A 25,546-nucleotide genomic window follows, 5' to 3' on the forward strand; every position below is an offset into this window, starting at 1 on the left:
ATTTTTTTTTAGTTGCAATATGCATATTTATATTTTAAAAGTTAAGTCTGAGCCCCGCTTCAAACCATCGCCGGGGGTTATCAATACCTGTGTAGGATTGTGAGGCGTTAAAGAGGTTGTGGCCGGTAAGGAATGCCTCGGCACTGATGTTGTTGTTTTTATACAGCCTCTCGGATACGTTCATGTTAAAAACAAATGCTCTGTCATTGACTATATAAGCTAAGGGCATGTTGTCCCATTCTTTGTAATGGCCGTATATATATGCCATGTGGGTATTGTTTTTGTAGCGCAGCCCCAAATCTATGGTATGCCTTGGGATATTTGAAAGGCGTTGGCCAGTTAACATATCCTCTGTATCTACGTAGGAGTATCCGCTGTTTAACGAAAAGTGGTAGATTGGAAAAGTCTCTAATTCCACCTCAAGCCCCTGCCTCCTTTGTCTTTGACTATTGACGTATGTGTATTGAAGGGTGCCTGGGGAGCGTGCGGCAGTGAGGCCGTCATCAACATCATGCCTGAAAATGGTTGTCTTAAGCCAGGCAAACTGGAGCATAGTGGTTTCTACCCCGAACTGATAAGACCATACCTTTTCGACTCTCAGGTTCGGATTAGGGACGTAGTTTAAGCCCGTAGCATATGTTTGAGCAAGGGAAGGGGTATTAAAGCCCCTGGCTACATTCAACCTTAGGGTGATTTTTTCCGTTGGATTATAGGCTATTCCTAAGCTGGGACTAAGAAAGTTCCCGTTTGCACTTATATCATCGAATCTCAGCCCGGGGGTAATATATACGTCTTTAATAAGACTGATCGTGTCGTTAACAAAAAAGGCGGTTTTCGTTAAGGTTTTATCACCGCCCATTATTGATAAACTGGTAGCTTTGCCGTCATCGTAATCGCTCCCAAGTGTTATGGTGTGGCCCTCCGGCCTCCAGGTGAAAGTCAGGGTGGCGCCTTTGCTATTTTCGTCATCTAATTGGTCCTGATATAAAGTGTCACGGGTTATTCCCTTTCTGTAATATACATCGTCTTCGAATATGTTGATAAACCGTCCGCCTACAGAAAGCGACATTTGATCCGTTAGCGAGGCGTTAAGCGTAAGGGTGGTAAACAAGTCGTGAAGCCTGGAGTTGCCGTATACATTACCGAGAATGGCATAATATCCGTTTCCTCTTTCGAGGTTAGTGTATCCCAGGGTGTAAACTATGTTAACTTTATCTGTTAAGTCCAGTTTTTCCTTTGTATAGAAAGTAGTGTTAGTAAAGGCTGAATGGGGGGTAAAGCCATCTGAACCGAGATACGTACCGGAGACGTAATAATTAAGTTTTGAAACAGAGCCGCCGGCCTCGCCCCTGTAATCCCCGCTGCCTCTTGCCCCGTAAGATGAGGACAGCATTCCGCTTACCTTGTTATTGGGAGATCCGGACTTTGTGACTATATTAATAACTCCGCCAAGGGACGAACCCCAGGATGAAGATGCCGGGCCTTTGATTATCTCAATTCTTTCGATATATTGAACCGGCAAGTTTCCAAGTAAATAACCATTACTCGTCAGGTTGTTCAACGTAACGCCGTCTATGAGTATTCGTACGTAAGCAAACCCTGTTCCCTGAATTCCGGCAGTTGAATAATTACTAAAGACGAAACGTTCATCCACCTGGATTCCCGTTACGACATTTAAAACTTCAGCCACCGTGTGGGCATTCATCTGCTTTATCATCTCTGCGGTTACAACCGACATATTTTCCGCTACCTGTGAGACAGGCTTAAGGTATCTCGTAGAGGTGATAATAGTAGCGTCATTGCCGTAATAAGCGTAGAGAAGCTGCTCCTCGTTCTCGTTCCTGGCAAGCATCATCTCGTCTTTGTCTTTTTGTCCGATGCTTTCGGAGTCTCCATCGCCGGCAAAAAGACCGACAGGAAATAAGAAAAATATAAGACATAGTATTATTGAAGAGAAGTATTTACGGTTCATATCCATCCTCCTATATCATAAGATTTAAGGGTCGTGTTATTTTAGCATAAAATGATAGAAAACATATTTGTTATTAATCAGATGCTGTTACAAGGGTGTCATATCCCACCTCTGCAAGGCCCTTTGCATACTCTATGGCTTTGGTCTTGTCCTTATACTTTCCAACTCGCACTCTGTAGAAGGTCTTACCATTGGTGGAAATCTGTTTTATGTAAACCCCCTTATATTCAAACTCAAGGGAGCTCTTCAGTCTCAGAGCATTCTGCTGTTCCTGAAAAGCGCCTATCTGAATCGTATATCCAGAGGGGGAGGCAGAGGAGGCGATAGTGTCTGACACCTTTATGTATTTTACATACTTCATATCTCTGCCAAGATAATCAATCTCAACAGTCATAGTGCCGGGGCCGTAAACTCCAATAGCTTTAGCAGCGCTATAAGACAAGTCCAGATCACGCCCTGCAATAAAAGGCCCCCTGTCATTAACTATTACCTTTGCCGATGCCCCGTTTTTTGGGTTTGTAACATTTAGTATTGTGCCAAAGGGCAGTGTTTTGTGGGCTGCCGTCATGGCATTCATATCGTAAATTTCCCCTGAGGCCGTAGGTTTACCGTGAAAATCAGGCCCGTACCACGATGCCACCATAACAGAGCCACTTTTAATTGGAACCTCTTCATGAGAATACTTGTTGGGTATGTAGGCATTTCTCTGATAGTTTACACCAGATGTTTTTGTAGACGGAGCCGTAGAACAGCCGGTAAGCAAAACCACAACTGCTGAAAATATCAGCCCAAAAAACAGAGTGCGCCGGCTGTTTCTGCTCATTACAGTATGTATCTGCTTAAATCCTCATTTTTAACTATATTTGTCAGTTTATCAGCCACATACTTTCTGTCAACCACAAGACTGCCCTCTGTCATATCAGGAGCGTCAAAGGAGACATCTTCAAGGAGTTTCTCAAGCACTGTCTGTAACCGTCTTGCCCCAATGTTTTCTGTTCTTTCGTTTACTTGTGTTGCGATTTCTGCTATCTCATCAATGGACTCTTCAATGAATTCAAGTTTATAGTTTTCAGTAGCAAGGAGTGCCACGTACTGCTTTATGAGAGCGTTACTGGGCTCGGTCAGAATCCTGATAAAATCTCCCTTACCGAGCGCTTCAAGCTCAACTCTGATAGGGAAGCGTCCCTGAAGCTCAGGGATTAAATCTGAGGGCTTTGACACGTGAAAAGCGCCCGCCGCTATGAAAAGCACGTGGTCAGTCTTGACCGGACCGTGCTTGGTGGTTACCGTTGTTCCCTCGACAATTGGCAGAAGGTCTCTTTGTACGCCCTCTCGTGAGACGTCAGGGCCGTGCGACGAACCCCGTGAGGCAATTTTATCCACCTCATCTATAAAGACCATTCCTGTCTGTTCGGTTCTGCTGATAGCCTCCTTGGTTACAGCCTCCATGTCAATCAGCTTATTAGCCTCATCTTTAACAAGAAGTGCTATGGCATCAGGCACCTTCATCTTTTTCTTTTTAGCCTTTTCCGGGAGAAAACTGCCAAGCATTTCCTTTAAATTTATCTCAAGGTCCTCAAGTCCGATATTTGATATAACCCCAAAGGGCATAACCCTTTCCTTTACATCTATTTCTACATACTTTGCATCAAGCTTTCCGTTTTTGAGTTTATCCCTGAATTTTTCCCTCGTCTCGGACTGCTTTTGTTTTTCCTCCAGAGACGGGCTTAACCCCTTCATGCCCTTATATGGCGGCAATAGAATATCCAGCATACGTTCCTCGGCAAGAGAGCGGGCACGCTCCTGAATTTTAGTAAAATGCTCATCTTTAACCATATTAACGCCGATTTCCGTTAAATCTCTGATCATGGATTCAACATCTCTGCCGACATACCCGACCTCGGTAAATTTAGAGGCCTCCACTTTTATAAACGGAGCGGAGGCAAGTTTGGCAAGCCGTCTTGCTATCTCTGTCTTACCAACACCGGTGGGGCCAATCATAATAATATTTTTAGGGAGTACCTCATCCCGCAGCTCGTGTGTCAGCTGCTGGCGTCTCCATCGGTTTCTGAGTGCTATTGCTACGGCGCGTTTGGCGGAGTTTTGGCCTATTATGTACTTGTCGAGTTCCTCTACGATTTTTCTGGGAGTAAGATTATCCATTTAGCTCCTCTGTTGTAATATTTTTATTCGTATATATGCAGATTTCAGCGGCTATTTCCATAGACTTGTTAGTAATTTCAACGGCACTCAGTGAGGTGTTTTCAAGAAGCGCTCTTGCCGCTGCAAAGGCATATGTGCCGCCTGAGCCTATTGCCGCTATCCCAAGCTCAGGTTCAATGACATCCCCGGTGCCGGATATAATCAATGTTGTGTCCTTATCGGCAATGAGCAGAAGAGCCTCAAGCCGCCTTAAAATCTTATCCATACGCCAGTCTTTGGCAAGCTCAACAGCAGCACGGGTCAGATTGCCCCGGTATGTCTCAAGTTTACCCTCGAATTTTTCAAACAATGTAAACGCATCAGCCGTAGCACCGGCAAAACCAGCTATGACCTTATCGTTGTACATCCGGCGAATTTTTTTTGCATTATGCTTTAGCACAGTTGAGCCAAATGTTACCTGACCGTCCCCTGAGATTGCTACCTTTCCGTCTCTTCTCACACATAGTATCGTTGTAGCTTCAAACATACAACCGCCTTCTAATCATTTTTTGCCGCTAAAATTACATTTCCGGCATCAACTTATATGATAACAAAATATTAAAAAAAAAATCAGTGTACAAATAATTACCTGAATTATGAATAAATAACTTGCACGGATGACGAGTAGCGTAGAAAAGAAAATCAAGTTATAGAAAAAGAGGAGATTGCTACGCTACGCTCGCAATGACGGAGTAGGAGTGTTGCCAATGACAACACTGATTTGTTGTTTGATGATGGACGGGGCTACCCATACGTCATTTTTTTATCTGTCATTACGAGGAGCATAACGACGTAGTAATCTCCTCTTTAAATTATAACTTAGACTGCAACTTAACGTTACATATAAAATGGTAATTTCTTTATTTCCAAGGTCTTAGAGCCAAAACATACAGGTAAAAAAACTTCTAACAATACCAACCCTACAATTCGTCAAGATCTATCTTCTGAACTCTACCAGCTTTAGAGTCTTCTATCCCTGCCAGAACACTTTTGAGGGCTTCTTTGTTGTCATAAAGCCACTGTTCCGATAAAGGGATGTCCTCAAGGTGGTCTTTGAGCAGTACGTTTGCTGTCTCCATCATTGATACTAAGCTTTTTTATACTTCTGTGTCAAGAATCCGAAATCGGTGATATAAAATCGTGTGACACAACAAATTACCGTCTCTGCAGGGTCAGAGGTAATTCAAGGTTGTTTTCCTCAAGCAACTTTGAGTCGGAAAGAAGCTCCATAGCGGGTTTATCCGCCGCTATTTTTCCCTCTTTAATTACAATGCAACGCTGACAGACATCCAGAATAAGATCCAGATCGTGAGAGGCTATGATTTTTGTGTGATAAAAATTTCTGAGCAGATTAATTAAAAATCTCCGCGATTTAGGGTCAAGATTAGACGCTGGCTCATCCATAACCAGAATGTCTGGTGACATTGCAAGCACTGTGGCTATAGCGACTCTGCTTTTTTGCCCGTTAGAGATGTGATGCGGCGCACGGTCTTTTAACTCAAGGCATCCTACCTGAGACAGCGCCCCGGTAGTTACCTCCATTATCTTATCCTCACTAAACCCTAAGTTAAGCGGCCCAAAAGCCACATCTTCAAACACCGTGGACATAAACAGTTGATCGTCCGGGTTTTGAAACACAACACCGACTTTTTTTCTTATCTCTTGTTTGTTTTTTGCATTTATCTGTACATCGCCAATGGTAACTGAGCCTTTTGAAGGGGTTATTGTTCCGTTAATGTGCATAAGAAGTGTTGACTTACCGGCGCCGTTTGCTCCCACAATCCCCACTGATTCCCCATGCAGCACTCTGAACGATACTCCGTCAAGCGCCAAAGTGCCATCAGGATAGCTATAGTAAACATCCCTGAATTCAACGAGATGATGGCTCATCTTAAAAATCCCCCTGTTATAGCTCTGCCTGAAAGAGCAGCCACATCATACAATCTGAAAAATATTAATAAACCTGTGGTAATGGCTAAATACAACAAATCGGTATGCTTAATTGATATGTCCTTTATTGAATGTATTGTGTTCGAAAACCCCCTTGATAACATTGCCCTGTAAATCCTTTCGGCACGTTCACAGGTTTTTATAAAGAGTAATCCGGCTAAATTTATAAAATCCTTCATACTCATGTTGACCTCACCAAAGGTTCTGAGTCCGCGTGCTCTTAGCATTCTCATCGTCTCCTCTGCTAACACGAAAATGTAGCGGTAAAGAAACATTAGCTGAGAGGTAAAAATATCCGGCACTCCGAGACGCTTTAGTCCTGCACAAACCTGAGGCAGCGGCGTTGTCGCTATGAATATGACGGCAAAGCTAAAAGTTAACTGAAATTTAAGGAAAATCGAGATTAGAGAAATCCATCCGCCCGATACACTGGTATTCATGAAAAAAAACACCGGCTTCGTATCTATAAGAGGATTAAAAATTCCAATTAGCAGCGGAAAAACACTAAAGAAGAGGAGTTTTTTTAAAACATACTTTAACGGCACATCTCCCAAACTGCTGCATACCATAGGAAACAAAAAAAACGGCATGAGCCCAGTTAGCTCATACTTTGAGTACGATACCACAACTATGGTAAATGCCGCAGTTGTGATGATTTTTACTCTTGGGTCAATGCTTTGCATGAAGCAGTCTTTGTAAGCTAATTTATCAATAAATCCAAGATTAAAATATTCCTTTTCAAAGCTTATCATTCAACTCTCTCTCTAATACCTTTTTCTTATGGAGCGTATTCCAAAGCTGAGAGTCAAACACAATGCTAAAACCATAAGCGAGCCAACTATCCCGGACAATGATTTACCGGCGTTAAGCCACTTGCCACTATTTTCCTGATTGGGCTTGGAAGTATCAGGCTTTTGCGTTTCAAAGTTATAATCCGGTAATATTGCTGTTTTCTTTTTCTGGAGTTCTTTGGTAAAAGTGTGAAGTTTACTGTTTATCAGTGTGGGAAGCTCAGTTTTTCCTGTAATCTTGCTGATACTCCACTGAAGCCCGTCAGGATTTTCTGAGGCAAACCACGAAACCACTCCGCCGATTATAAAAGCAGTCAGAAGGAATGTTATGGCGATTTTTTTAAACGAATAACTACTGGCGCTGTGATGAGAAAGGGTAAGCAGCTCAGGGCGCTCTTTTTTAACATAGCTAATGATTCCTGCCGTGACAGCGCCCTCAACTATTCCTATGCCAAGGTGTATGGGCAGCATAAAGAGCGCAAATGTACTAAAAGGCAACTCGGTGCGCCCGGATAGACATGTCTGAAGGACTACAGAGATAGCTCCGGCCTGTAATCCTATTACGGAGGCGGTAACGGCGGCAAAAAACAATCTCTTTGACGAATTGCTGCCGTGTGCGATCAGCTTGTATATTGGATACGCGATAAAGCATGAATAGACGCCCATGTTCCAGATGTTAGCGCCAAGCGCCAAAATCCCACCGTCGGCAAAAAACAGTGCCTGCACTAAAAGCACCGAGGCAATTGTAATCACCCCGGCATATGGCCCCAATAAAATAGAAAGGAGAAGTCCACCTACAAAATGTCCGCTTGAGCCGGTAAATGGTATAGTGAAATTAATCATCTGCATGGCAAAGACAAAAGCTCCGAGAACGCCCATTAACGGGACTAATTTATCCTCCGTGTTGGTTTTAAGTTTATAGGCGCTATAGGCTATCACGCCAGCCGTAGCGGCGCAAAAAGAGACGCCAACCTCCGGCGATAGTAAGGCATCGGACATGTGCATAAAAGCAAAACCCCCTTAATCAATAAGTTAAACTTAGTCAAAAACAAAAAAGCCATGACGGCATAAGAGTGGTGTTCTATCCACTTCTAAGCCTTCATGGCTTATTATACCAAATCGCCTTCTATCGTCTAACTTTGTTGGCTTTGTCAAAGCTCCTCGACGTACGAAAAAGTACGTCTGTGTCGCTTTTTCCTCGCCGCCTCGTTATACTTCTGAATGCAACTTGGTATTACAACCTTTACTAAATTATAGTAGCATTTAATTAGTAATGATTGTCAAGAGGCTAAATTATCAAAAAAGTTGACAATGCTTACCGGAAACATGTAGGATATGGTTAGCAATCGGGGCGTAGCGCAGTTTGGTAGCGTACACGGTTCGGGACCGTGTGGTCGCTGGTTCGAATCCAGTCGCCCCGATTAATTTGCTAAATATGCGCTTCATACCTAAAGATAAGATAGAAGATACAAGCCAACATGAAATAGAATATACAGAAAAAGAATCTTATCCGCAGATTTCGCAGATTTTCGCAGATTGTTTTTTTCCTCAGCGGGTTGGGGTGTTTCCCCCAGGCATCATCTGCGGACTAATCCTTTTTAAAAGTTCCTTTACTCGCTAATTCTCATTGTTGCCATAAAAAGACTCATCTTCGTAGCTTGAATATACGGATGGCTGTCATCATAAAATATTGACAGTATTTTTAAAGTTTTCTCGTAATACCCGATAGCTTTATCATATTCCCCAAGTTTGTCCCATGCCAAACCCAGATTGTTATACCTTGTAGCAACATCAGGATGGTTTTCACCATAAACTTTTAAGTTAATACTTAACGCCTTCTCAAAATACACAATAGCTTTCTCATATTTCCCAAGACCGTTCCATGCCATTCCCAGATTGTTATACTCTTTAGCAACATGTGGATGGTTTTCACCAGAAATTCCCAAATCAATATTTAAAGCCTTCTCTAAATACCAGATAGATTTATCAAATTTCCAAAGATTACGCCATGCTTCTCCCAGATTGTTATAACCTGTAGCAACACTCTGATGGTTATCACCATAAATCTTCAAGTCAATAGTTAGAGCCTTTTCGCAATATTCTATAGCTTTCTCATATTTTTTAAGGTTACACCATGCCAATCCTAGATTGTTATACATTGAAGCAACATTTGGATGGCTTTCACCATACACATCCAAATCAATACTTAAAGCCTTATCGTAATACTTAATAGCTTTTTCTGATTCACCGAGTTCGACCAAAATAAATCCATATTCATTCAACAAATTAGCAACATTGCCATCTTTTGCTTCTATCGCTCTTTTAATAACCGTATCGTCAATTTTGTCTGCTATTTCATTCTGCATAGAGCGTGTTTCTCTGAAGAGCAACAAGTCTCTCATGTGTTTTCCTAAAAGAACTGCATGTTTACAAGCGCTGAAAATATTATCGGTTTTTATGGCGTGGTATAACGCCTCCTCCAAATACTTTGGGTCAGGTTTTATATCGTTTTGCTCACTTTTTTTAACTTCGCCATCATACCAACCATACGCAGTATTGTGCATTTGAAACTTTTCAGTATCAGTGAGCTTAGCCCACATCATGTCTCGTATCACAGGAGTTACCCAATAGTAAGATTTATTTTGAGCGTTCTGCTCTTTTTCCATCAATGTGAGCGTTACACCTTTTTCCAACAGCGCGTTATCACCATACGTAACGAAAGCATCTTCACCAACCGGTGTTCTAAAGACGGCAGATTTGTTTAAGAAGACCTTAAACTCTTCACCCTCAGTTTCGGTTATTAAATCTAAAAGATAGTCTCTGACAAAATCCTCGTTTTTGCCTTTTAACTGTGTCTCAAGCTCTATAATGTCATATTTGCTTTCGTCCTTAGCAATTATATCCAGCCACTCAAGAAGCCTGGGATTACCGTGGCCATATTCTATGTATAAGTCTGAGTTTTTGCTATTAGCAATGTTTTCAAGGCTGTCGGTCTTTTTCTTTAAATCCGCACCGGTAAAGGACATTAGCGGCATATCGTATAGCTTTTCATTGAGGCGCTTTCCTTCAAATTCAAGTTTGAAGTCATACCGGCTTGTGATTACTATGTTGGTAACATGCTCCGCCCAACCAAGAGAGTACAAGAGCGGCCTTATAGCGTCAAGTGCATCACGCGTTATATGAAACTCGTCATTAACTGAACGCTCAAGCACCTGTTCAAAATCGTCAAACAAAAAGATTACGGGAATTTGGTTAAATACAGTTGCCATTAACTCTTTTATTTGCTCGTCATAACCCATATCGGTTTTTAAAATATCTATGCTGATTTTATTTCGTTTTCTTTCTACCAAATCCCTGATCTTTGTAAGTATATCAACTTTACTAAACTCACCATGAAATACGATTAACTCCCTGTCTTTAAACCGCTCGATGAGCTTACCGGAGAGGGTGCTTTTCCCAACCCCTGCCACACCCCGGATAAGCAGCCCAAACTTATCGTGCACTTTTCCTTTCAAAATATTAATTCCATGCTGAACGTATCGCCTTCTGCCGACAAATCCGGTCTCAAGCGCCTTAACCTGTGAATCTCCCAAATACTTATAAACCAACTTTCGGTGAGATAAGTATTTTAACTTCTGTCCAGCAGTCACTATTGGCTCAAGCGGGCTTTCATCCGTAAATGCCCTCAGTATGTGCCACGAGTGATATTTTTCCTTATATAATTGTCTGGTTTTTATAATGCTATCTGCTATACCCTTGCCCTCTGCGATTGTTTTATAGAGCTCCGCTCCCATTCGCGTTGCACTAAAATCATAAACCGGCAGCCCCCAGCCAAGCACTATGGGAATTCCGGACTGTACCATCTTACATGCAAAAGACTGGCCGGAGCCGTCTCCCTTGCCCGTCCAACATCCTGATAGAAATAGCATCTTTGGCTTAAAACTCTCCAGCTTTTCCCAAAGTCTCTCATGTGTCACCATATCGGGATTTCCTGTTTCATCTTCCATACAAAACACAGGATTTTTACCTTTATCAATATCGGCATGACCACAAATATGGACTATGTCGCTACCGTCAATTTCATATAAAGTATCGTACAAACCATCAATTGAACCGGAGTCCTCGACACTCATATCTATTGGAATATGGTTCATTTTTTGAAGTATCAGTTCTTCTTCTTTTTCATAATCAAGAACTGGCTCTGTCCCATGAGGAGAAGAGGCCATAAAGAGGAGTTTTAGAGGGGTGTTGTTGGGTTTTCGTTTTTTGTCTTTTCCACGTTCTATAACCAGTCTTAAAATATTGATTCTGTGGGTGAGGAGCAGAAATCCGCCGTTATTGATTAGCTCAAACGGTAAATTATTCAGCTCATCGGGAAGTTTCAAGTATATATTCAGAATGTCGTCAGTATTTGAGGCCTCGGTAATTTTTGAGGCTAATGTCCCACCTGTACCGTTAACGATGTCAAAGAGTGTTTTCCCCAGTCTTGCGCCTTCTTTTTCATCATCTGCCCAGTGATTTAATTTCAAAGACTCAAGCGCAGCTTGAATGCTTGTTTCGTTAACACTATGAGATGGATAGCCATTAAACAGAATATCTCTGTTGTTTTTAGATGATACCGATTTTATTTCCACAGTAATATGCACCACTGATAATAACATAAAAGGAATATTTGAAGCGATATTTTCATCGTTGTCAAGCTTCTTCATTCAGAGATTAACAGTGAAAATTGATAGTAGATTTATTTATTAATGTTAGGTATTATAAAAATCTGATAGTGCAATGGAGAAAAAAGCTAAAATGCTTGTTGCAACTAAATTAGCAGAAGATACCTATATTCCTGGCATTACCCCTGGGTTCGGCGCTATGTTGTCAGAAACTGTAGCCGTGTGTCTAAACGATGCAGGACATAAAAACGATATTGAGTTGTATATCTGCGGAGATTTTAATGAAACTTTTCAAGTCCATTTTATAAATGTAACAGATCAAATGTTACGTTGTTATAATGATCAAGAGGTGACAACAGAGTATGGCGCATATGGCATTGCCTTTTTACTTATTCTTGAACTTACAGAATATACAGTTATTGAACGATCCATGAAAGGTACAAGGTTTGACTATTGGCTTGGGAAAAAAATCAGGAATATCCTTTTGAAAATAATGCACGCCTTGAGGTCTCAGGAATACGAAGAGGTAACAGTAGTATAATTAAAGAAAGAATAAAAGAGAAACGGTCACAAGTTGACAAATCTAAGATATCTCTGCCAGGATATATTATATTAGTGGAATTTAGTAAGCCTTTGTCTCATGTTTTAGGAACTATATGAACGAAATTAATAAGTGTCATAGGCAGGCAATGGATTATGCAGAGGAGGCTTATGTGCTGAAGCTAAAGGGGGAGGCATGGAGAGCTAAGGAATTAATAGAGAAAGCTTTTTCCCTTGAAAAGAAAGCATCTGAACTTGTCAGGAATACTGTAATAGAGCCAACAAGATCGGTTCTACACCGGAGTGCAGCATCTCTTGCTATAGAATGTAATAAGTTTAGTGAGGCTGAAAGTTTGATATTGTTTGCATTATTTGGCAACCCACCAGAGGAAATAGCTCAGGAGTTGAGAGACCTACTCGAACAAATCAATCCCCAAAAACGTCATGACCTTCATGCAAAAATACTGGCCCCCTCCAAACACCACTTTTCAATTTTAGGAAGGGCTGCATAATATAATCTGTAAACAGTAATGACAACAATATCCTTCTACTACTGCGGATTTTAAAAAGGTATGTTTGCTGGTAGTTCTTTAGTTAACTCGCCAGTTCACTGGCATAGTAACCGCACCAAAAACAATCGTAACCCTTCTTTCGTTGCCTGCCAAGGCAACATTCCCATGTCATAAAACAGCCTTTGTTCTGGCACCAAACTTCAGTATTACTTACTTCTTCGTTAAACATATTCCCTCTAAAACTCGGTATAAATAGTATAACATTCAAACATCCTGTTGCTTCCCTCAAGTTATAAATAGCAAATCACATGCCATATATAATTATAGCAAAATACAGCGATAAAAGTACAGTTATAAATTTAGAACTTTAAATAAAGTGTCAAAAAAGGCACACATCGTTGTATAATTGACACACTACTATATAAAGTAGCAGTTTACCACTACCTATTGCCACATTTTTTCCGTATCTACAGCCCGCCAAAGCGCCGCCCGGGAGATTTGGTTAAATCTGTGCCAGTTCTTAGGACGGGAGTTTACAATCAAAGCAACCGCTACGGCATCCTCGCGCCTTCCCACATAAGCTAAAGTACCGGGGAGTGAACCACTTCTGTACCATAAACTTTTACATGATGCACCACCCTCCTCCACATTCCAACCCATGCCAAAATACTCGGCTTTATTATTCCAATGCGAGAGTGCAGGGCGTGACAGCATCAGTCTTAATGATGTCTGTGATATTGGCGGAGAAACTGCCGGATTGTCTCCGGCTACTGTTGTTATAAATTTCACAAGGTCTGAGGCTGAGGCAATCCAGGCTCCGTCAGCGCTGTGTGTCTCAAGGGCAAACTCCGCCCCGTATTCCTCAGAGACAAGCCCGTACTCTCCTACAAAAATACTCGGTTTGAGTTTTTGCCCGGCAGTTGGATAATACAGTGTTTCACCCTCCGCTCTGTCTTTTTGTAATGTTTTACCCAATCGCATCGCTATTATTCCCATTGGGTTTAAAATTTCAGACTTAACATATTTTTCGTAAGGCATTCCGGACACTCTCTCTATTATCTTGCCAAGGATTACATAACCGATGTTTGAGTACGCATAGTCAGTGCCCGGATCAAAATCCAGCGGTTTACCCATCCAATAACTCACTGTAGTGTCAATATCAGCAGGCGGTCTTTTACCGGCAAGTTTAGCTGCTATTACAGCATGAGGGTAGTTTACCGGGTCTCCGCTTCTTTTTCTGTTCCACCCGCCGGACATCTGTAAAAGCTGCTGCACTGTTATATCGTAAATTCTGGGGTCAGAAGATGTGCTGTAGTTTAGTGGAGTAAAATCATTAAGCACTCTGAACACTTTGTCCTGTAAACTTAATTTACCGTCCTCACAGAGTTTCATAATGCTTACTGCCGTTACAGCCTTTGACACACTTGCCACTCTAAAGAGCGTTTTAGAAGTTACCGGCTCATTTGCATACCTGTTGGCATACCCAAAACCCTTTGCATACACGACCTGGCCGTTTTTCGCTACTGCCACCGAGGCCCCGGTAACACCATATTTACTCATTTGCTCCGACAACCATGTCTCATAACCTTCTATGCCAACCACAGAGCTAACATCAATTTTCTCAACTATTACCCTTGCAGCCCGCTTTTTCTTGTGGTGTCTGCCGACATGACTTTTACTTCTGCTGTGCTTACGGTGTTTAACGCGTGCCTGTACATCTGACGGCACAAGCAAAGTCGAAACAAAAACCGCTATTAGAATATACAACAACAAAGATCTGTGCAGATTTTTATTATTGGTAATCAGCATTTTTCATAAACTCCATCCAAATTGGCAAAGCGGCCTGAGCGCCGGTCTCTCTGCTTCCGATAGGTTTGTGGTCATCGCGGCCTACCCATACACCCACTGCCAGCCGGTCGTCAAACCCCATAAACCAGGCATCTGCAAAACTGTCTGTCGTGCCGGTTTTACCATATACAGTCTTATTTAATGCCATAGCAGCGTTTCCGGTACCCTCAGTTATTACCGCTCTGAGAAGTTCTTTTAGCTCTGAGCCTACTCCCTCATCTATTACATTTTTATAAGATATTTTCATCTCCTGAAGAGGTACGCCGTTTTTGTTGGTAATCTTTACTATGGAATATGGTGTATAACGGTTTCCGCTGCTAAAGGCAGCATAGGCATATGTCAACTCTAACAGAGTCAGGTCTGAGGCGCCAAGAGCAGACGGCATATAGGGTTGCACAGGATTTTTAATGCCAAGCATTTTAGCTGTTGCTATAACTTTCTTGATGCCAACCTTATCGGCAAGATACACAGTGGCAGCATTCAATGAATGCGCAATGGCAAAGCGCATCGTAACCTCTCCGTTATATTCATGGCTGTAGTTGTGAGGTACCCAGATGTCAGCCTTGCTGCTGCCGGTAAAACTTATCTCCGCGTCCATGAGAGTGCTCTCAGGGGTATATCCCTCGTTAAGGGCTGTCAGATAGACGACCGGTTTAAAAGAAGACCCGGGCTGTCTTATGGCCTGTGTCACCCTGTTAAACTGTGTCTCCCAGAAATCCGTGCCTCCTACCATGGCCTTAATTGCTCCGGTTTGGGTATCTACAGCAAGGAGCGCCACCTGAACATTTTTTCGTTTCCGTTTGGCTAAATTATTTACTCCATACAAAACAGCTTTTTCCGCTATCTTTTGCAGACGGTAATCCAGTGTCGTGTAAATTCTTATTCCAGCAGTGTAGAGTCTTTCTCCGTATTCGTCCTCAAGCTCATTTTTTATATAATCTATAAAGTACGGGGCATTGTATCGCCTTGTGTGTACGTTTAAAGGAAGCGGTGCTTTCATAGCTTTTTCACACTGAGCATCGGTTATAAAGCCAACAGAAAGCATTCGCTTAAGGACAAAATTTCTTCTCTGCAGGGCTTTTTGTGGATTTTTAAACGGTGAATACGTGGTTGGAGCTTTTGGCATGGCAGCCAAAAGAGCTGCCTCAGCAATGTTCAGATCTGAAGTGCTTTTGCCAAAATAAGTATAAGATGCCGCCTCTATGCCGTAAGCACGTGTGCCAAAGTATGTCTGGTTTAAGTATAGCCCTATTATTTCATCTTTTGTATAGTGGCGCTCTATTTGCAGGGAAAGGGTTGCCTCCTTAAGCTTTCTCTCAAGTGACCTTTCAGGCTTTAAAAATAACATTTTGGCCAGCTGTTGGGTTATGGTGCTACCGCCCTGTACGAAGGATTTAGCCTTAATGTCTTCATACATTGCTCCAAAAATTCTGACAAAATCTATTCCCTTGTGCTTATAGAACCTGGCATCCTCCACTGCAATGAATGCCTTCTTTACATGGTCAGGAATCTTATAGTAGGGAACAAAGGTTCGCCGTTCTATGAAAAGCTCTGCCAAAAGCTCATTATCTGCCGAGTAAACAAGAGATGTCTCAAGAGGAGTGTACTCTTCAAGCATCTTAATTTTAGGTAAATCAGAAAGAGTCCAAAACAAAAATCCGCCACCAAATCCCAGCGACAGAGCTATAACCATAATTGCAAAACCTAAAATAAAGGGAACTTTTCCTCGCTTTTTTTGAGGCGTTGCAGGCTCTTTTCGAGGTATTCGCCGTGCTGCTCTCTTTTCAACCATCCTCAAGTTTTATAGAACTCCCTTGTAAAGAGTAACAGCAAGCAGATAAAAAAATCAAATAGCGCAAAATATCTGATTGTGTACGTAAATAAAGTTGACAGTGAAAATCCTCAGGCGTTATGCTAAAAGCTGTTCTTTTAGACAGAAGGTGGTATATTGCTTTACAATGGTATAATGAAGTCACTGAATAATATTTAAAATGAGCGGAGGCATTTTATGGCTAACACGCTACTAAATAGCGAAATGACATCTTTGGTAATATCACTGCTTTCAGTTGTGATTCAAACTGTTGCAGTAGTTATGACTTTAAGATTGATAAAAATAACGGAAAACCGCACCGCCTGGATTTTTATTTCTATGGCCATTTCTCTTATGATTATCAGACGATTAGAAAATCTCTACATGTTTTTGTTCAGTGACGGAGTAATGACCCCGGTTATCTTTGAAGTAATTGGTATTGTTATATCATTTTTTACGCTTGTTGGAGTTTCCAAAATTGCACCAATCTTTCTTACCTTAAAAAAATCCCATGCTAAAGTAAATAAATCCCTCTCTGAAAAAGAACTTCTCATCAATGAATTAAAACTAACAAAGCAGTTAATGGAGACAGTTGCAAATGGAATCACTGAGGAGATTTTTCTTATTACTAAAGATTGTGAGATATTATGGGCAAACAACGCTGTTGTGGAACATCGGAAATGTGAGCTGAATAAAGTAGTTGGAATGCACTGTTATGAAGTGACGCATCATAGCGATGTGCCCTGTACACCGCCTGATGATCCGTGTCCGATAGACGAATTTTATAAAACAGGAGAGTCTGTAACTGTTAGCCATGTCCATTATGTCAATGAAGATACACGCTCTTTTGTCGAGGTTACAGTGTATCCGATTACAAATGAAGAGGGCATAGCAGATAAGTTTGTTCACGTATCCAAAGATGTCACAGCAAGAATGTTACGGGAGGAGGAAATCAGCAATCTTAATAAAATGCTTGAGCAGAAGATTAAGGTGGAGGTGACTTTGAGAGAACAGGAGAGACAACTGTTAATTCAACAGTCTAAGATGGCAGCCATGGGTGAGATGATAGGCGCAATAACTCATCAATGGAAACAACCGTTAAACATAGTATCACTAATAGCACAGGGGATGCCCGATGCTTATGAATACGGAGAGATTAATCAGGAATATATAAAAGACACAGTAACCGGGATTTTAGAACAAATCAGTTTTATGACAAAAACCGTTAATGATTTCAGGAATTTTCTTAAACCTTCAAAAGTTGCAATAGAATTTGACATAAAAGATGCAATAGAAGATATATTGTTTATGTTCAAATATATATTAAGTAAATCCAATATAGTTATCACATTCGACAAAGATAACCATTCGGATAAATTTACAACAACAGGACAGCCGAATGAGTTCAAGCATGTCATATTGAACCTGATAAACAATTCAAGAGATGCTATATGTTTAATGTGGGAAAAAAAACTTATGAGCGAAGATAAAAATGGGAATATACATATTCAACTTTCAAAGGACAATGATAAGGTGCTAATTACTATAAGCGACAATGGAGGCGGTATTCCTAAAGATATAATTGACAATATTTTTGAGCCTTATTTCACAACAAAACCCGATGATAAAGGCACAGGCATCGGCTTGTACATGAGCAAAGCCATAATTGAGAGTATGGGAGGCACTATCACGTGCATAAATATAGAAGGCGGTGCGGAGTTCAGGATAAATCTGTGATAATTTAAGGGAAGGACAGAGTCCTTCCCTTAAATTAAATTACCTTATGGCTTCAATTCAGATCTATTCCTCTTCGTCTTTTTTCTTTCTTTCGCTGATTATTTTTTGAGCCAGATGGTTAGGAAGTTCCTCGTAGTGTGAAAACTCCATTGTGTAAAGGCCCCGTCCTGAGGTTATACTGTGAAGTTGGTTAGCGTAGGTCAGCATCTCAGACATTGGGACCAGGGCCGTAATTTTTTGGTTGGCACCTGGGCTTGAATCCATCCCCTGCACTTTACCGCGCTTAGAGTTTAAGTCGCCTATTACGGCTCCAAGGTTTTCCTCCGGACATATTGCCTCCATTTTCATGACAGGCTCAAGAATTATCGGATGGGCCTCTGCAACCGCCTTTTTAATGGCAAAGGAGCCTGCTATCTTAAAGGCCATTTCAGAGGAATCCACAGCATGATAGCTGCCGTCAAATATGGTTACACGGACATCAACCATCGGGTAGCTTGCAATAATACCGCCTTTTAGTTTTTCTACGATGCCTTTTTCCACAGCCGGAATGTACTGTCTTGGCACTGAGCCGCCAACAATTTTATCTACGTACTCAAATCCGGTGCCACGCGGAAGCGGCTCAATCTCTATCCAGCAGTCTCCGTACTGCCCACGGCCTCCGGACTGCTTTTTGTACTTGCCCTGTGCTTTGGCACGTGCCGTAATTGTCTCACGATATGCAATCGTAGGGGTTTTCATCTCAACCTCTACTCCGAACTTTCTCTTAAGTTTATGCAGAGTTATCTCTATATGAACCTGTCCCATGCCGGAGATTATCATCTCATTTGTCTCATCCTCACGGTGAAACCGTAGCGTGGGGTCTTCATCCAAAATCCTGTGAAGTCCGGAGCTGACCTTTTCCTCATCTCCTTTGGTTTTTGGCTCTATTGCATACGATATAATGGGCTCGGCAAACTTCACCTCAGGCAGCTTTATCTGCGTAGTTTCACCGCAAAGAGTATCCCCAGTGCCGGTTTCTTTTAGTTTTGCAACAACTCCGATTTCACCTGGCCCCAACACTTGAGCAGGCGTCTGCTTTTTACCAAGCATATACGATACCTGGCCGATTCTCTCCTTTACACCCTTTGATGAGTTAAAGATAGTGGTATCAGGCCTGATTGTGCCGGAAAAAACCCTGAAAATCGTAAGTTTTCCTGCATATGGGTCTGCTACGGTTTTTAAAACGTAGGCGGCTGGATGCTCGGCACTCTCCGGTTTAAGGATTATGTCGGAGTTATCTTTCAGGTTTTTAGCGGTTATGGGTTTATACTTCACTCTGTCAGAAGGAGACGGAACACAGAACAGAATTGAGTCAAGAAGCACCTTTATGCAGAGATTTTTCTCTGCCGAACCACAGAGCACAGGAAGGAAACACCGTCTGTTGACGCCGTCCTTTACACCATTTAGCACCTCATCTGCTGTAAGCTCACCGGTTTCAAGGTATTTCTCAAGCAACGCATCATCAGCCTCTGCCACTACCTCCACCAGTTTTTTCCTGTACTCCGACACCTTGTCTGACATATCGGCTGGGATTGCCGTCTCCTCATAATTTGTACCACTTAGTGTGTAAGCCTTCATTTTGAGTAAATCCACATATCCCTTAAATGATAAACCCTCTCCGATGGGTAGTATTACAGGAAGCGGATCTATTGAAAAAGCATCCTGAGCCTGTTGCAATGCTGTGAAAAAATTAGCATTTTCCCTGTCTATCTCATTAATAAAAACCATTGCCGGTGTTTCAAACTCAGTGATATAGTTCCAGATTTTTTGTGTTTCGGCTTTTACACCGCTTTCGGCCCCTATTACTATCAGGGCACAATCTGTTACCCTTAAACATCCCCTTGCATCCTCTATGAAATTTATAAACCCCGGCGTGTCCATCACGTTTATCTTATGCCCTGAATAGTCAAATGTTGCCACGGCTGACGTTATAGAGGCCTTACGCTCTATCTCCTCAGGATCAAAATCACTGACCGTGTTTCCATCTGCCACAGTTCCCATTCTGCCAATAACTCCGGCACTTAGCAGAAGTGCCTCCGTGAGGGTTGTCTTACCTGAGCCGCTGTGTCCTGCCAATGCTATGTTACGAATTTTTCCCACTTCGGTGTTTCCCATTGTGTCCCCCTTTATGCTTGATATAATATGTTTATCTGCTTTAAAGTATTTTTGTAACGACTGGTTTGTTCTCTGTCGTCTTCTCCATTTTTCGTGATATCAGGCTTGCTATGAAAAAAAGCACGGCAAAAGCGCCAAGCCCCGTTATCGCAGAGATTAGTTCGGATGATACTCCGTTAAAAAATTGGGATAAAAAATATTTTCCAAAAACTGCCCCAAGTATCAGTGCAAGAGCAGGAAAGCCATAAACCAGAAATGTCCCCTTCATATAGGTGAAGCGCCTCATAACAATAAGCACGCGTTGCCCTGCTTTGGCCTGAGCCTCATTAAGCGCCTCAAGCTCCACAACATTATCATTAGTGCTGCACTCGCCGCTTTGCGGGCACTCATGGCATGCGTTAGTTTTTTGCACCTCAACAATCGCAATATGCCCTCTTACTGCCTTAACAACCCCTGTTTCGTCCATGACTACGATTTTAACATAATCTTTTCTTTATAAAAAATAGATTCTTTGTAAAATTAAGCGGGTAATGAAATTTCGTGTTTTTTAGTGGCCTTGCTCTGTGTTTTACTGTCCCTGCTGCGTACTGGATTGATTTACAATTCCATTTGTGTAATAATAAGTAAATTTCTCTAAAAGCGTATATCACAGAGCGATGTGGTATAATTTAAGAAAAGGAGGTATGTATGAAGAGATTTCGGGTTGTGTTTCTGTTAAGTTTTGTGGTGCTAATGTTTTCCACACTTTTGTATGCACAAAATATTGGAAACGGAAAAGCTCTGTTTAATGACACAAAATTAGGTGGAGGCAGTACCGGGAAAAGCTGTAATTCCTGTCATCCTGCCGGTAAAGGCATTAAACCTGAAACTACAAATTCAACGCGGCTTGAGGATATTGTTAACGGTTGTATAACAGGACCACTGGCTGGTACAGCATTACAAAAAGATTCCCAGCAGATGAAAGATATTGTAGCGTATATCAAATCTATTGTGAAAAAATAACATATCAGCCAAAAGTTTGATTTAACAAAGGAGGGACTTATGAAAAAGTGGGTTTTAGTTTTCTTTTTTATAGCTTATGCTATGATGGTTATAGTTCCGGCCTATGGTGAGGATGCACCAAGACTTACAATTGATGAGCTTAAAGCAAAGTTAGGCTCTCCCGATGTTGTTGTAATAGATGTACGCGTACAGGGTGCATATAATAACAGCAAAATGAAGATAAAAGGGGCAGTCAGGGAAAATCCAGCTCTGTTTGGTCAATGGTCGCAAAAATATCCAAAGGACAAAACTCTGGTGCTTTATTGTACCTGACACAATGAAGCGACAAGTGCCAGTTTGGCACAAGAGTTGTTAAAACTCGGTTACACTAAAGTATATGCGCTCAAAGGCGGATGGAACGAATGGGAAAATGCAAAGTACCCTACCGAGCCTAAATGATTTGATACTGGGTTGAGACCGTTGCGAAATCCTCAGAACTGAGAAGGAGTATTTTCCAATTAAGGAAAATTTTTGATTTACCTGTCTTTAATTGCAATAGTTACAAATTAATCGGACAACAGGTTAAAATAACTCCATTATAAAGAAGATGGTTATTCAGAACAAGTTAGGGATACTGAACCTTGCACAGGAACTCGGCAATGTATCAAGGGCGTGTAAGGTATTTGGTTATAGCCGTGACAGCTACACAAATGGGGTATGGGGTATAACCCCATGACGACCAGTATGGAGAGGAGGGGCTAAAGTGTACCCCGTTGTCAAGTTTTACAAAAAATTTTTTAACACAGATAAATCAGATAATTTTCTTCAACATATTGATTTTATGAATCATCTGTGATACACTACCGCATGATTCGGCGAGGGACAAGGTTGCATATAAACACTGTTAATTCAGTGGCAAGGAGATGTCACGTGACAGTGTCTTAAAATCTAATAACTAATGGAGCTTTGTTCGTTTATGGACAAAAAAGAAAACACAGATGAATTACAACCAGTAAAGTCAAAACGCGGCAGGAAGAGGTTATCGGAGCAAGTTTCCAGCCAGTACAACCAGTCAGCAGCAAAATCCCCATCAAAACTAAGTTTAAAACAGCAGCCATACGGAGAGGTGGTTTCATATTCGGTTTTGGACAAGAGTACCGAAAGCACTTTAGCTTTCCTCACCCGTGATGACACGATGAAACAAATTCTTAACGACTTAAAAGGAGTTGCAAAGACCAATTACAAGGTGCTAATCCACGGATTGCCGGGCTGCGGTAAGACTCTGATGGCAAGGATGATCCATTTTTTAAGTGAGCGTACAGACGGTGTTTTTGCTGAGTTTGACACAAAGGCGATTGCACCAGATGATATGGAGAGTTTTCTGTTTGGACAAGCAGCATCAGCAGGCAGTGAGCAAAAGACAGGTCTTTTAAGTAAGGCAAACAACGGAACTTTATATGTCAAAGATTTTTTAAATATGCCTGTGTGGCTTTTGGAAAAACTCGTGATAGCCATAGACAACCACAAGTATTTGCCTGTAGGAGGGGTTGAACCGGAACCCCTGAATATTCGCCTCATAACCTCCGTAAGCAAAGACATTAAAAGTGTTGCTAATTCCGACAACGTGACAGAGGACTTGCTGTACAGGCTAAGTGATTTCTTTTTGCCTGCTCCGCCACTTAAGGACAGGGCAGCAGATATAAAGATTTTGTTTGACCACTTTTTGGCAAACACATGTGCTGGCCTTAAAATAGACGTGCCGATTGTTTCCAATGAGGCCTACAGGTTGCTGGACACTCACGAGTGGCCCGGGAACATTGCAGAGGTAAAGAGCATTGCTAAAAACGCCGTGCTTAAAGCCGCACCTGATATGATTACCATAGAACACATAATGTTTCTAAAACAGCCATACTCACTCCCTCAGGATGGCCCGCTCAGACTAAAGGATGTAATATCAGGGGTCGTAGCCACCTACGAAACAAACATCATCCGGGAGCTCCTTGAAAGATTTAAGGGCAATAAGAGCAAGGTCTCAAGATACCTCGCAATTGACTACAAAACACTGCTCAATAAGATAAAAGAACATAATATATAGGCTTTTGTATGGTTTCTGAATTCCCGTCAGTTAAGGTATAATTACGGGATGCCGGAAACTATAGTGGTAAAGATAGGAAGTAACATTTTAGCCTCTGCAAAGGGGCTAAATGAAAAAACCATAGGGCAACTTGCGTGGGACATTTCGGCAGCACACGATGAGGGCTACGATTTGGTTGTAGTATCGTCGGGTGCTGTAGCTGCCGGGCGATATAAACTTTCGATAGCTGGACATATCCACGATATAAATTTAAAGCAGGCTGTTGCCGCAGTTGGCCAGAGCTCTCTTGTGTGGGCGTATGAGAAGGCATTTGGCGTATTTGACAAGAAAGTAGCTCAGGTACTCCTTACAAGAGATGTTTTTTCTGACAGAAAACGGTTTATTAATGCCGGAAATACCCTTAACACACTTCTTTCTTTAAAGGTAATCCCGATTATAAATGAAAATGACACGGTATCGGTAGAGGAGCTTAAATTTGGTGACAATGATATGTTGGCAGCCCTTGTTGCAAGTCTGCTTAATGCCTCAAAACTCATAATACTTTCCGATGTGGACGGCCTATATACTGCCGACCCAAGGAAAACCAGCAAAGCAAGGTTAATTAGTAACGTAGCTGAGATAACCGATGAAATAGAAGCACTGGCAGGTGGAGCCGGCACAATATCCGGCACAGGCGGAATGTATTCTAAAATCAAGGCCGCTAAAATTGCCACCGCTCACGGTATTCCTGTAACCATTATAAACGGAAAGAAGTCCGGGCAGCTTACGAATGTCCTAAGAGGAAGCACTGCCTTTGGTACTACATTTGCCGCAAAGCAGAGGAAACATGGCGCACGGAAAAGCTGGATAGCCTCCTATCTTCATACCCGCGGCAGTGTCTGTCTTGATGACGGAGCAACGGATGCCGTTGTCAGTAACGGAAAAAGCCTTCTGCCCTCTGGTGTCAGGTCAATTGAAGGTAACTTTGAACGCGGCGATGCCATTTTCTGTATCACACTTGACGGAAAGAAGATTGCTAAAGGGATAGTTAACTACGGGAGCTCCGAGCTTGTGCGCATTGCAGGGCATAAGACCTCAGAAATCGAGAGCATACTTGGTTATAAATACTCTGACGAGATTATCCATAGAAACAATTTGACGTTGTTATAGATGTGCAGAATGTAAAATGTAGTTATAACATTGTAGATTTATACTGTGATGTTTTGCTTGCAATTTTACCGTCTTTAACTGTATTATGGCTGGTGCTATAAGCTTATCGTAGTTACGTGTTATGGGGGAATGGTATTTTTAAAGAATTATGTACGATTTAAAGTCAGACAGTGCTGTGGATGTGGATAAGGACTCCCGGTTAAAGGTGGGAGTTATAGGAACCGGATATTTTGGCAAACACCATGCTCGCGTCCTTTCGGAGATTAAAAACGCTAACCTTGTTGCCGTATCGGATATTAACCTAAGCAGTGCAGAGGAGATTGGCAGCCGTCTCAATGTAAAAGTTTACGAAAACTTCAGGGAACTCTTAAAGCAGGTTGAAGCTGTGGTCATTGCCACCCCTACGGCAACTCATTACAATATAGCGATGGAGTGTATGAATGAGGGGGTGCACCTGTTTGTGGAAAAACCTATAGCCTCCACTGTTGATGAGGCTGATGTAATGATACGCATGTCTCAGAGTAAAGACCTTGTGCTACAGGTAGGGCATATTGAGAGGTTCAACCCGGGGTTTAAGTCAATCGGTAAATGTTTAGTAAATGAGATGCCTTTGTATATAGCGGCTGAGCGTGTGTCACCTCTGATAGAGAGAGCTCTTAATGTGGATGTCACGCTTGATCTGATGATTCACGACATTGACATAGCCTATGCAGTGGCAAAGTCCGAGGTTAAATCGGTGTATGTAACGGAGGAGTCGGTTGTATCAGGGCGGATAGATACAGTAAGCGCCTGGCTTGAGTTTGAAAATGGGATGAGAGCCTTACTCATCGCAGACAGGATGTCTAAAGAAAAACGCAGGACTTTTAAGGCAGTCGGCAGGAATAATTTTTTAAAACTTGATTACATAACACAAGAGCTGCTATGTTATGATTACAATGGAAATATGGAAACGATAAACATAACCTCTGATGTGGAGCCTCTAAAAGAGGAGCTTTCAAGTTTCGTTGACTGTGTGATTAGTGATGGGCATCCGGTAGTGTCGGGATATGACGGCAGGAGGGCACTTGATATTGCCCTTAGGATTAGCAATGCTTTAAGAGAGCATGCAGCAGTGGCAGCAGCTCAAAAATAGTTAAGA

The 25,546-nt window shown here is 41.9% G+C and carries 21 protein-coding genes, 1 tRNA gene and 2 pseudogenes; 11 read left to right on the top strand and 13 right to left on the bottom strand.

All coding sequences use genetic code 11. The features are described from left to right. Positions 1-34 precede the first annotated feature (34 nt). The 8 genes from HQK88_07840 to HQK88_07875 all read right to left on the bottom strand — a co-directional run bounded on the left by HQK88_07840 (position 35) and on the right by HQK88_07875 (position 7,920). Positions 35-1,972: a TonB-dependent receptor gene (locus tag HQK88_07840; GenBank protein MBF0616715.1), complete on the bottom strand. Its 1,938-nt coding sequence runs from the start codon at positions 1,970-1,972 to the stop codon at positions 35-37. 73 nt (positions 1,973-2,045) lie between these two features. After that, positions 2,046-2,795, bottom strand: a complete 750-nt coding sequence (locus HQK88_07845) for a septal ring lytic transglycosylase RlpA family protein (protein MBF0616716.1) — start codon at positions 2,793-2,795, stop codon at positions 2,046-2,048. Further along, on the bottom strand, positions 2,795-4,135 hold the full coding sequence (hslU, locus tag HQK88_07850; protein ID MBF0616717.1) for an ATP-dependent protease ATPase subunit HslU: 1,341 nt from the start codon (positions 4,133-4,135) through the stop codon (positions 2,795-2,797). Before hslU ends, HQK88_07845 begins: the two co-directional genes overlap by 1 nt. Continuing rightward, positions 4,128-4,661 (bottom strand): ATP-dependent protease subunit HslV, encoded by a 534-nt coding sequence (gene hslV, locus HQK88_07855; GenBank protein MBF0616718.1) that lies wholly within the window; start codon positions 4,659-4,661, stop codon positions 4,128-4,130. The genes hslU and hslV overlap by 8 nt, the downstream gene beginning before the upstream one ends. A gap of 433 nt (positions 4,662-5,094) precedes the next feature. Further along, positions 5,095-5,256 carry a hypothetical protein gene (locus HQK88_07860; GenBank protein MBF0616719.1) on the bottom strand — a complete coding sequence of 54 codons (162 nt, stop codon included), beginning with the start codon at positions 5,254-5,256 and terminating at the stop codon, positions 5,095-5,097. Positions 5,257-5,329: 73 nt separating this feature from the next. Then, positions 5,330-6,064: an ABC transporter ATP-binding protein gene (locus tag HQK88_07865; protein ID MBF0616720.1), complete on the bottom strand. Its 735-nt coding sequence runs from the start codon at positions 6,062-6,064 to the stop codon at positions 5,330-5,332. Next, positions 6,061-6,876, bottom strand: a complete 816-nt coding sequence (gene cbiQ, locus HQK88_07870) for a cobalt ECF transporter T component CbiQ (protein ID MBF0616721.1) — start codon at positions 6,874-6,876, stop codon at positions 6,061-6,063. The genes HQK88_07865 and cbiQ overlap by 4 nt, the downstream gene beginning before the upstream one ends. Before the next feature lie 12 nt (positions 6,877-6,888). Continuing rightward, positions 6,889-7,920, bottom strand: coding sequence for an energy-coupling factor ABC transporter permease (locus HQK88_07875; protein MBF0616722.1), 1,032 nt, complete (start codon positions 7,918-7,920; stop codon positions 6,889-6,891). Between the two features lie 342 nt (positions 7,921-8,262). On the opposite strand from HQK88_07875, the gene HQK88_07880 reads away from it, so the two are divergent. Beyond that, positions 8,263-8,336 (top strand) — tRNA-Pro (locus tag HQK88_07880). Between the two features lie 189 nt (positions 8,337-8,525). Here the strand turns inward: HQK88_07880 and HQK88_07885 are convergent. Beyond that, complete coding sequence (locus HQK88_07885; protein ID MBF0616723.1) at positions 8,526-11,624, bottom strand: tetratricopeptide repeat protein; 3,099 nt, start codon at positions 11,622-11,624, stop codon at positions 8,526-8,528. A gap of 73 nt (positions 11,625-11,697) precedes the next feature. Here HQK88_07885 and HQK88_07890 point away from each other — a divergent pair. Continuing rightward, a pseudogene (locus tag HQK88_07890) lies at positions 11,698-12,242 on the top strand (hypothetical protein). Then, complete coding sequence (locus HQK88_07895) at positions 12,239-12,634, top strand: hypothetical protein (GenBank protein ID MBF0616724.1); 396 nt, start codon at positions 12,239-12,241, stop codon at positions 12,632-12,634. Before HQK88_07890 ends, HQK88_07895 begins: the two are co-directional and overlap by 4 nt. 444 nt (positions 12,635-13,078) lie before the next feature. Here HQK88_07895 and HQK88_07900 read toward each other — a convergent pair whose 3' ends face one another. Continuing rightward, a complete protein-coding gene (locus HQK88_07900; GenBank protein ID MBF0616725.1) occupies positions 13,079-14,443 on the bottom strand; it encodes a beta-lactamase family protein in 1,365 nt (454 codons plus the stop codon). After that, entirely contained in the window at positions 14,427-16,274 is a 1,848-nt protein-coding gene (locus HQK88_07905; GenBank protein ID MBF0616726.1) for a PBP1A family penicillin-binding protein, read from the bottom strand. Before HQK88_07905 ends, HQK88_07900 begins: the two co-directional genes overlap by 17 nt. Before the next feature lie 216 nt (positions 16,275-16,490). Between HQK88_07905 and HQK88_07910 the strand changes: the two genes are divergently transcribed. Next, positions 16,491-18,029 (top strand): PAS domain-containing protein, encoded by a 1,539-nt coding sequence (locus HQK88_07910; protein MBF0616727.1) that lies wholly within the window; start codon positions 16,491-16,493, stop codon positions 18,027-18,029. A gap of 63 nt (positions 18,030-18,092) precedes the next feature. Here HQK88_07910 and fusA read toward each other — a convergent pair whose 3' ends face one another. Both fusA and HQK88_07920 read right to left on the bottom strand, forming a co-directional pair. Continuing rightward, entirely contained in the window at positions 18,093-20,183 is a 2,091-nt protein-coding gene (gene fusA, locus HQK88_07915; GenBank protein ID MBF0616728.1) for an elongation factor G, read from the bottom strand. A gap of 40 nt (positions 20,184-20,223) precedes the next feature. Continuing rightward, positions 20,224-20,649: a SoxR reducing system RseC family protein gene (locus HQK88_07920; GenBank protein ID MBF0616729.1), complete on the bottom strand. Its 426-nt coding sequence runs from the start codon at positions 20,647-20,649 to the stop codon at positions 20,224-20,226. Between the two features lie 221 nt (positions 20,650-20,870). On the opposite strand from HQK88_07920, the gene HQK88_07925 reads away from it, so the two are divergent. From HQK88_07925 to HQK88_07955, 7 genes and pseudogenes are all read left to right on the top strand, one after another. Next, positions 20,871-21,185 (top strand): hypothetical protein, encoded by a 315-nt coding sequence (locus tag HQK88_07925; protein ID MBF0616730.1) that lies wholly within the window; start codon positions 20,871-20,873, stop codon positions 21,183-21,185. A gap of 39 nt (positions 21,186-21,224) precedes the next feature. Continuing rightward, complete coding sequence (locus tag HQK88_07930; GenBank protein MBF0616731.1) at positions 21,225-21,497, top strand: hypothetical protein; 273 nt, start codon at positions 21,225-21,227, stop codon at positions 21,495-21,497. 24 nt (positions 21,498-21,521) lie between these two features. After that, positions 21,522-21,623 carry a hypothetical protein gene (locus HQK88_07935; protein MBF0616732.1) on the top strand — a complete coding sequence of 34 codons (102 nt, stop codon included), beginning with the start codon at positions 21,522-21,524 and terminating at the stop codon, positions 21,621-21,623. 148 nt (positions 21,624-21,771) lie between these two features. After that, a pseudogene (locus HQK88_07940) lies at positions 21,772-21,870 on the top strand (helix-turn-helix domain-containing protein). 270 nt (positions 21,871-22,140) lie between these two features. Then, complete coding sequence (locus HQK88_07945; protein MBF0616733.1) at positions 22,141-23,259, top strand: sigma-54-dependent Fis family transcriptional regulator; 1,119 nt, start codon at positions 22,141-22,143, stop codon at positions 23,257-23,259. A 48-nt stretch (positions 23,260-23,307) separates the two neighbouring features. Further along, a complete protein-coding gene (gene proB, locus HQK88_07950; protein ID MBF0616734.1) occupies positions 23,308-24,408 on the top strand; it encodes a glutamate 5-kinase in 1,101 nt (366 codons plus the stop codon). A gap of 148 nt (positions 24,409-24,556) precedes the next feature. Beyond that, a complete protein-coding gene (locus tag HQK88_07955) occupies positions 24,557-25,540 on the top strand; it encodes a Gfo/Idh/MocA family oxidoreductase (GenBank protein ID MBF0616735.1) in 984 nt (327 codons plus the stop codon). Positions 25,541-25,546 lie beyond the last annotated feature (6 nt).

It is taken from the genome of Nitrospirota bacterium (assembly GCA_015233895.1).
Lineage (GTDB): Bacteria > Nitrospirota > Thermodesulfovibrionia > Thermodesulfovibrionales > Magnetobacteriaceae > Magnetomonas.

Excerpts from the sequence above, each read along its gene's own strand:
- HQK88_07905 (MBF0616726.1), bottom strand. The coding sequence starts at position 16,274 with ATGGTTGAAAAGAGAGCAGCACGGCGAATACCTCGAAAAGAGCCTGCA.
- fusA (MBF0616728.1), bottom strand. The coding sequence starts at position 20,183 with ATGGGAAACACCGAAGTGGGAAAAATTCGTAACATAGCATTGGCAGGA.
- HQK88_07865 (MBF0616720.1), bottom strand. The coding sequence starts at position 6,064 with ATGAGCCATCATCTCGTTGAATTCAGGGATGTTTACTATAGCTATCCT.
- HQK88_07840 (MBF0616715.1), bottom strand. The coding sequence starts at position 1,972 with ATGAACCGTAAATACTTCTCTTCAATAATACTATGTCTTATATTTTTC.
- HQK88_07955 (MBF0616735.1), top strand. The coding sequence starts at position 24,557 with ATGTACGATTTAAAGTCAGACAGTGCTGTGGATGTGGATAAGGACTCC.
- HQK88_07925 (MBF0616730.1), top strand. The coding sequence starts at position 20,871 with ATGAAGAGATTTCGGGTTGTGTTTCTGTTAAGTTTTGTGGTGCTAATG.
- HQK88_07910 (MBF0616727.1), top strand. The coding sequence starts at position 16,491 with ATGGCTAACACGCTACTAAATAGCGAAATGACATCTTTGGTAATATCA.
- proB (MBF0616734.1), top strand. The coding sequence starts at position 23,308 with ATGCCGGAAACTATAGTGGTAAAGATAGGAAGTAACATTTTAGCCTCT.
- cbiQ (MBF0616721.1), bottom strand. The coding sequence starts at position 6,876 with ATGATAAGCTTTGAAAAGGAATATTTTAATCTTGGATTTATTGATAAA.
- HQK88_07930 (MBF0616731.1), top strand. The coding sequence starts at position 21,225 with ATGAAAAAGTGGGTTTTAGTTTTCTTTTTTATAGCTTATGCTATGATG.
- hslU (MBF0616717.1), bottom strand. The coding sequence starts at position 4,135 with ATGGATAATCTTACTCCCAGAAAAATCGTAGAGGAACTCGACAAGTAC.
- HQK88_07920 (MBF0616729.1), bottom strand. The coding sequence starts at position 20,649 with ATGGACGAAACAGGGGTTGTTAAGGCAGTAAGAGGGCATATTGCGATT.
- HQK88_07860 (MBF0616719.1), bottom strand. The coding sequence starts at position 5,256 with ATGATGGAGACAGCAAACGTACTGCTCAAAGACCACCTTGAGGACATC.
- HQK88_07885 (MBF0616723.1), bottom strand. The coding sequence starts at position 11,624 with ATGAAGAAGCTTGACAACGATGAAAATATCGCTTCAAATATTCCTTTT.
- HQK88_07845 (MBF0616716.1), bottom strand. The coding sequence starts at position 2,795 with ATGAGCAGAAACAGCCGGCGCACTCTGTTTTTTGGGCTGATATTTTCA.
- HQK88_07875 (MBF0616722.1), bottom strand. The coding sequence starts at position 7,920 with ATGCACATGTCCGATGCCTTACTATCGCCGGAGGTTGGCGTCTCTTTT.
- hslV (MBF0616718.1), bottom strand. The coding sequence starts at position 4,661 with ATGTTTGAAGCTACAACGATACTATGTGTGAGAAGAGACGGAAAGGTA.
- HQK88_07900 (MBF0616725.1), bottom strand. The coding sequence starts at position 14,443 with ATGCTGATTACCAATAATAAAAATCTGCACAGATCTTTGTTGTTGTAT.
- HQK88_07895 (MBF0616724.1), top strand. The coding sequence starts at position 12,239 with ATGAACGAAATTAATAAGTGTCATAGGCAGGCAATGGATTATGCAGAG.
- HQK88_07945 (MBF0616733.1), top strand. The coding sequence starts at position 22,141 with ATGGACAAAAAAGAAAACACAGATGAATTACAACCAGTAAAGTCAAAA.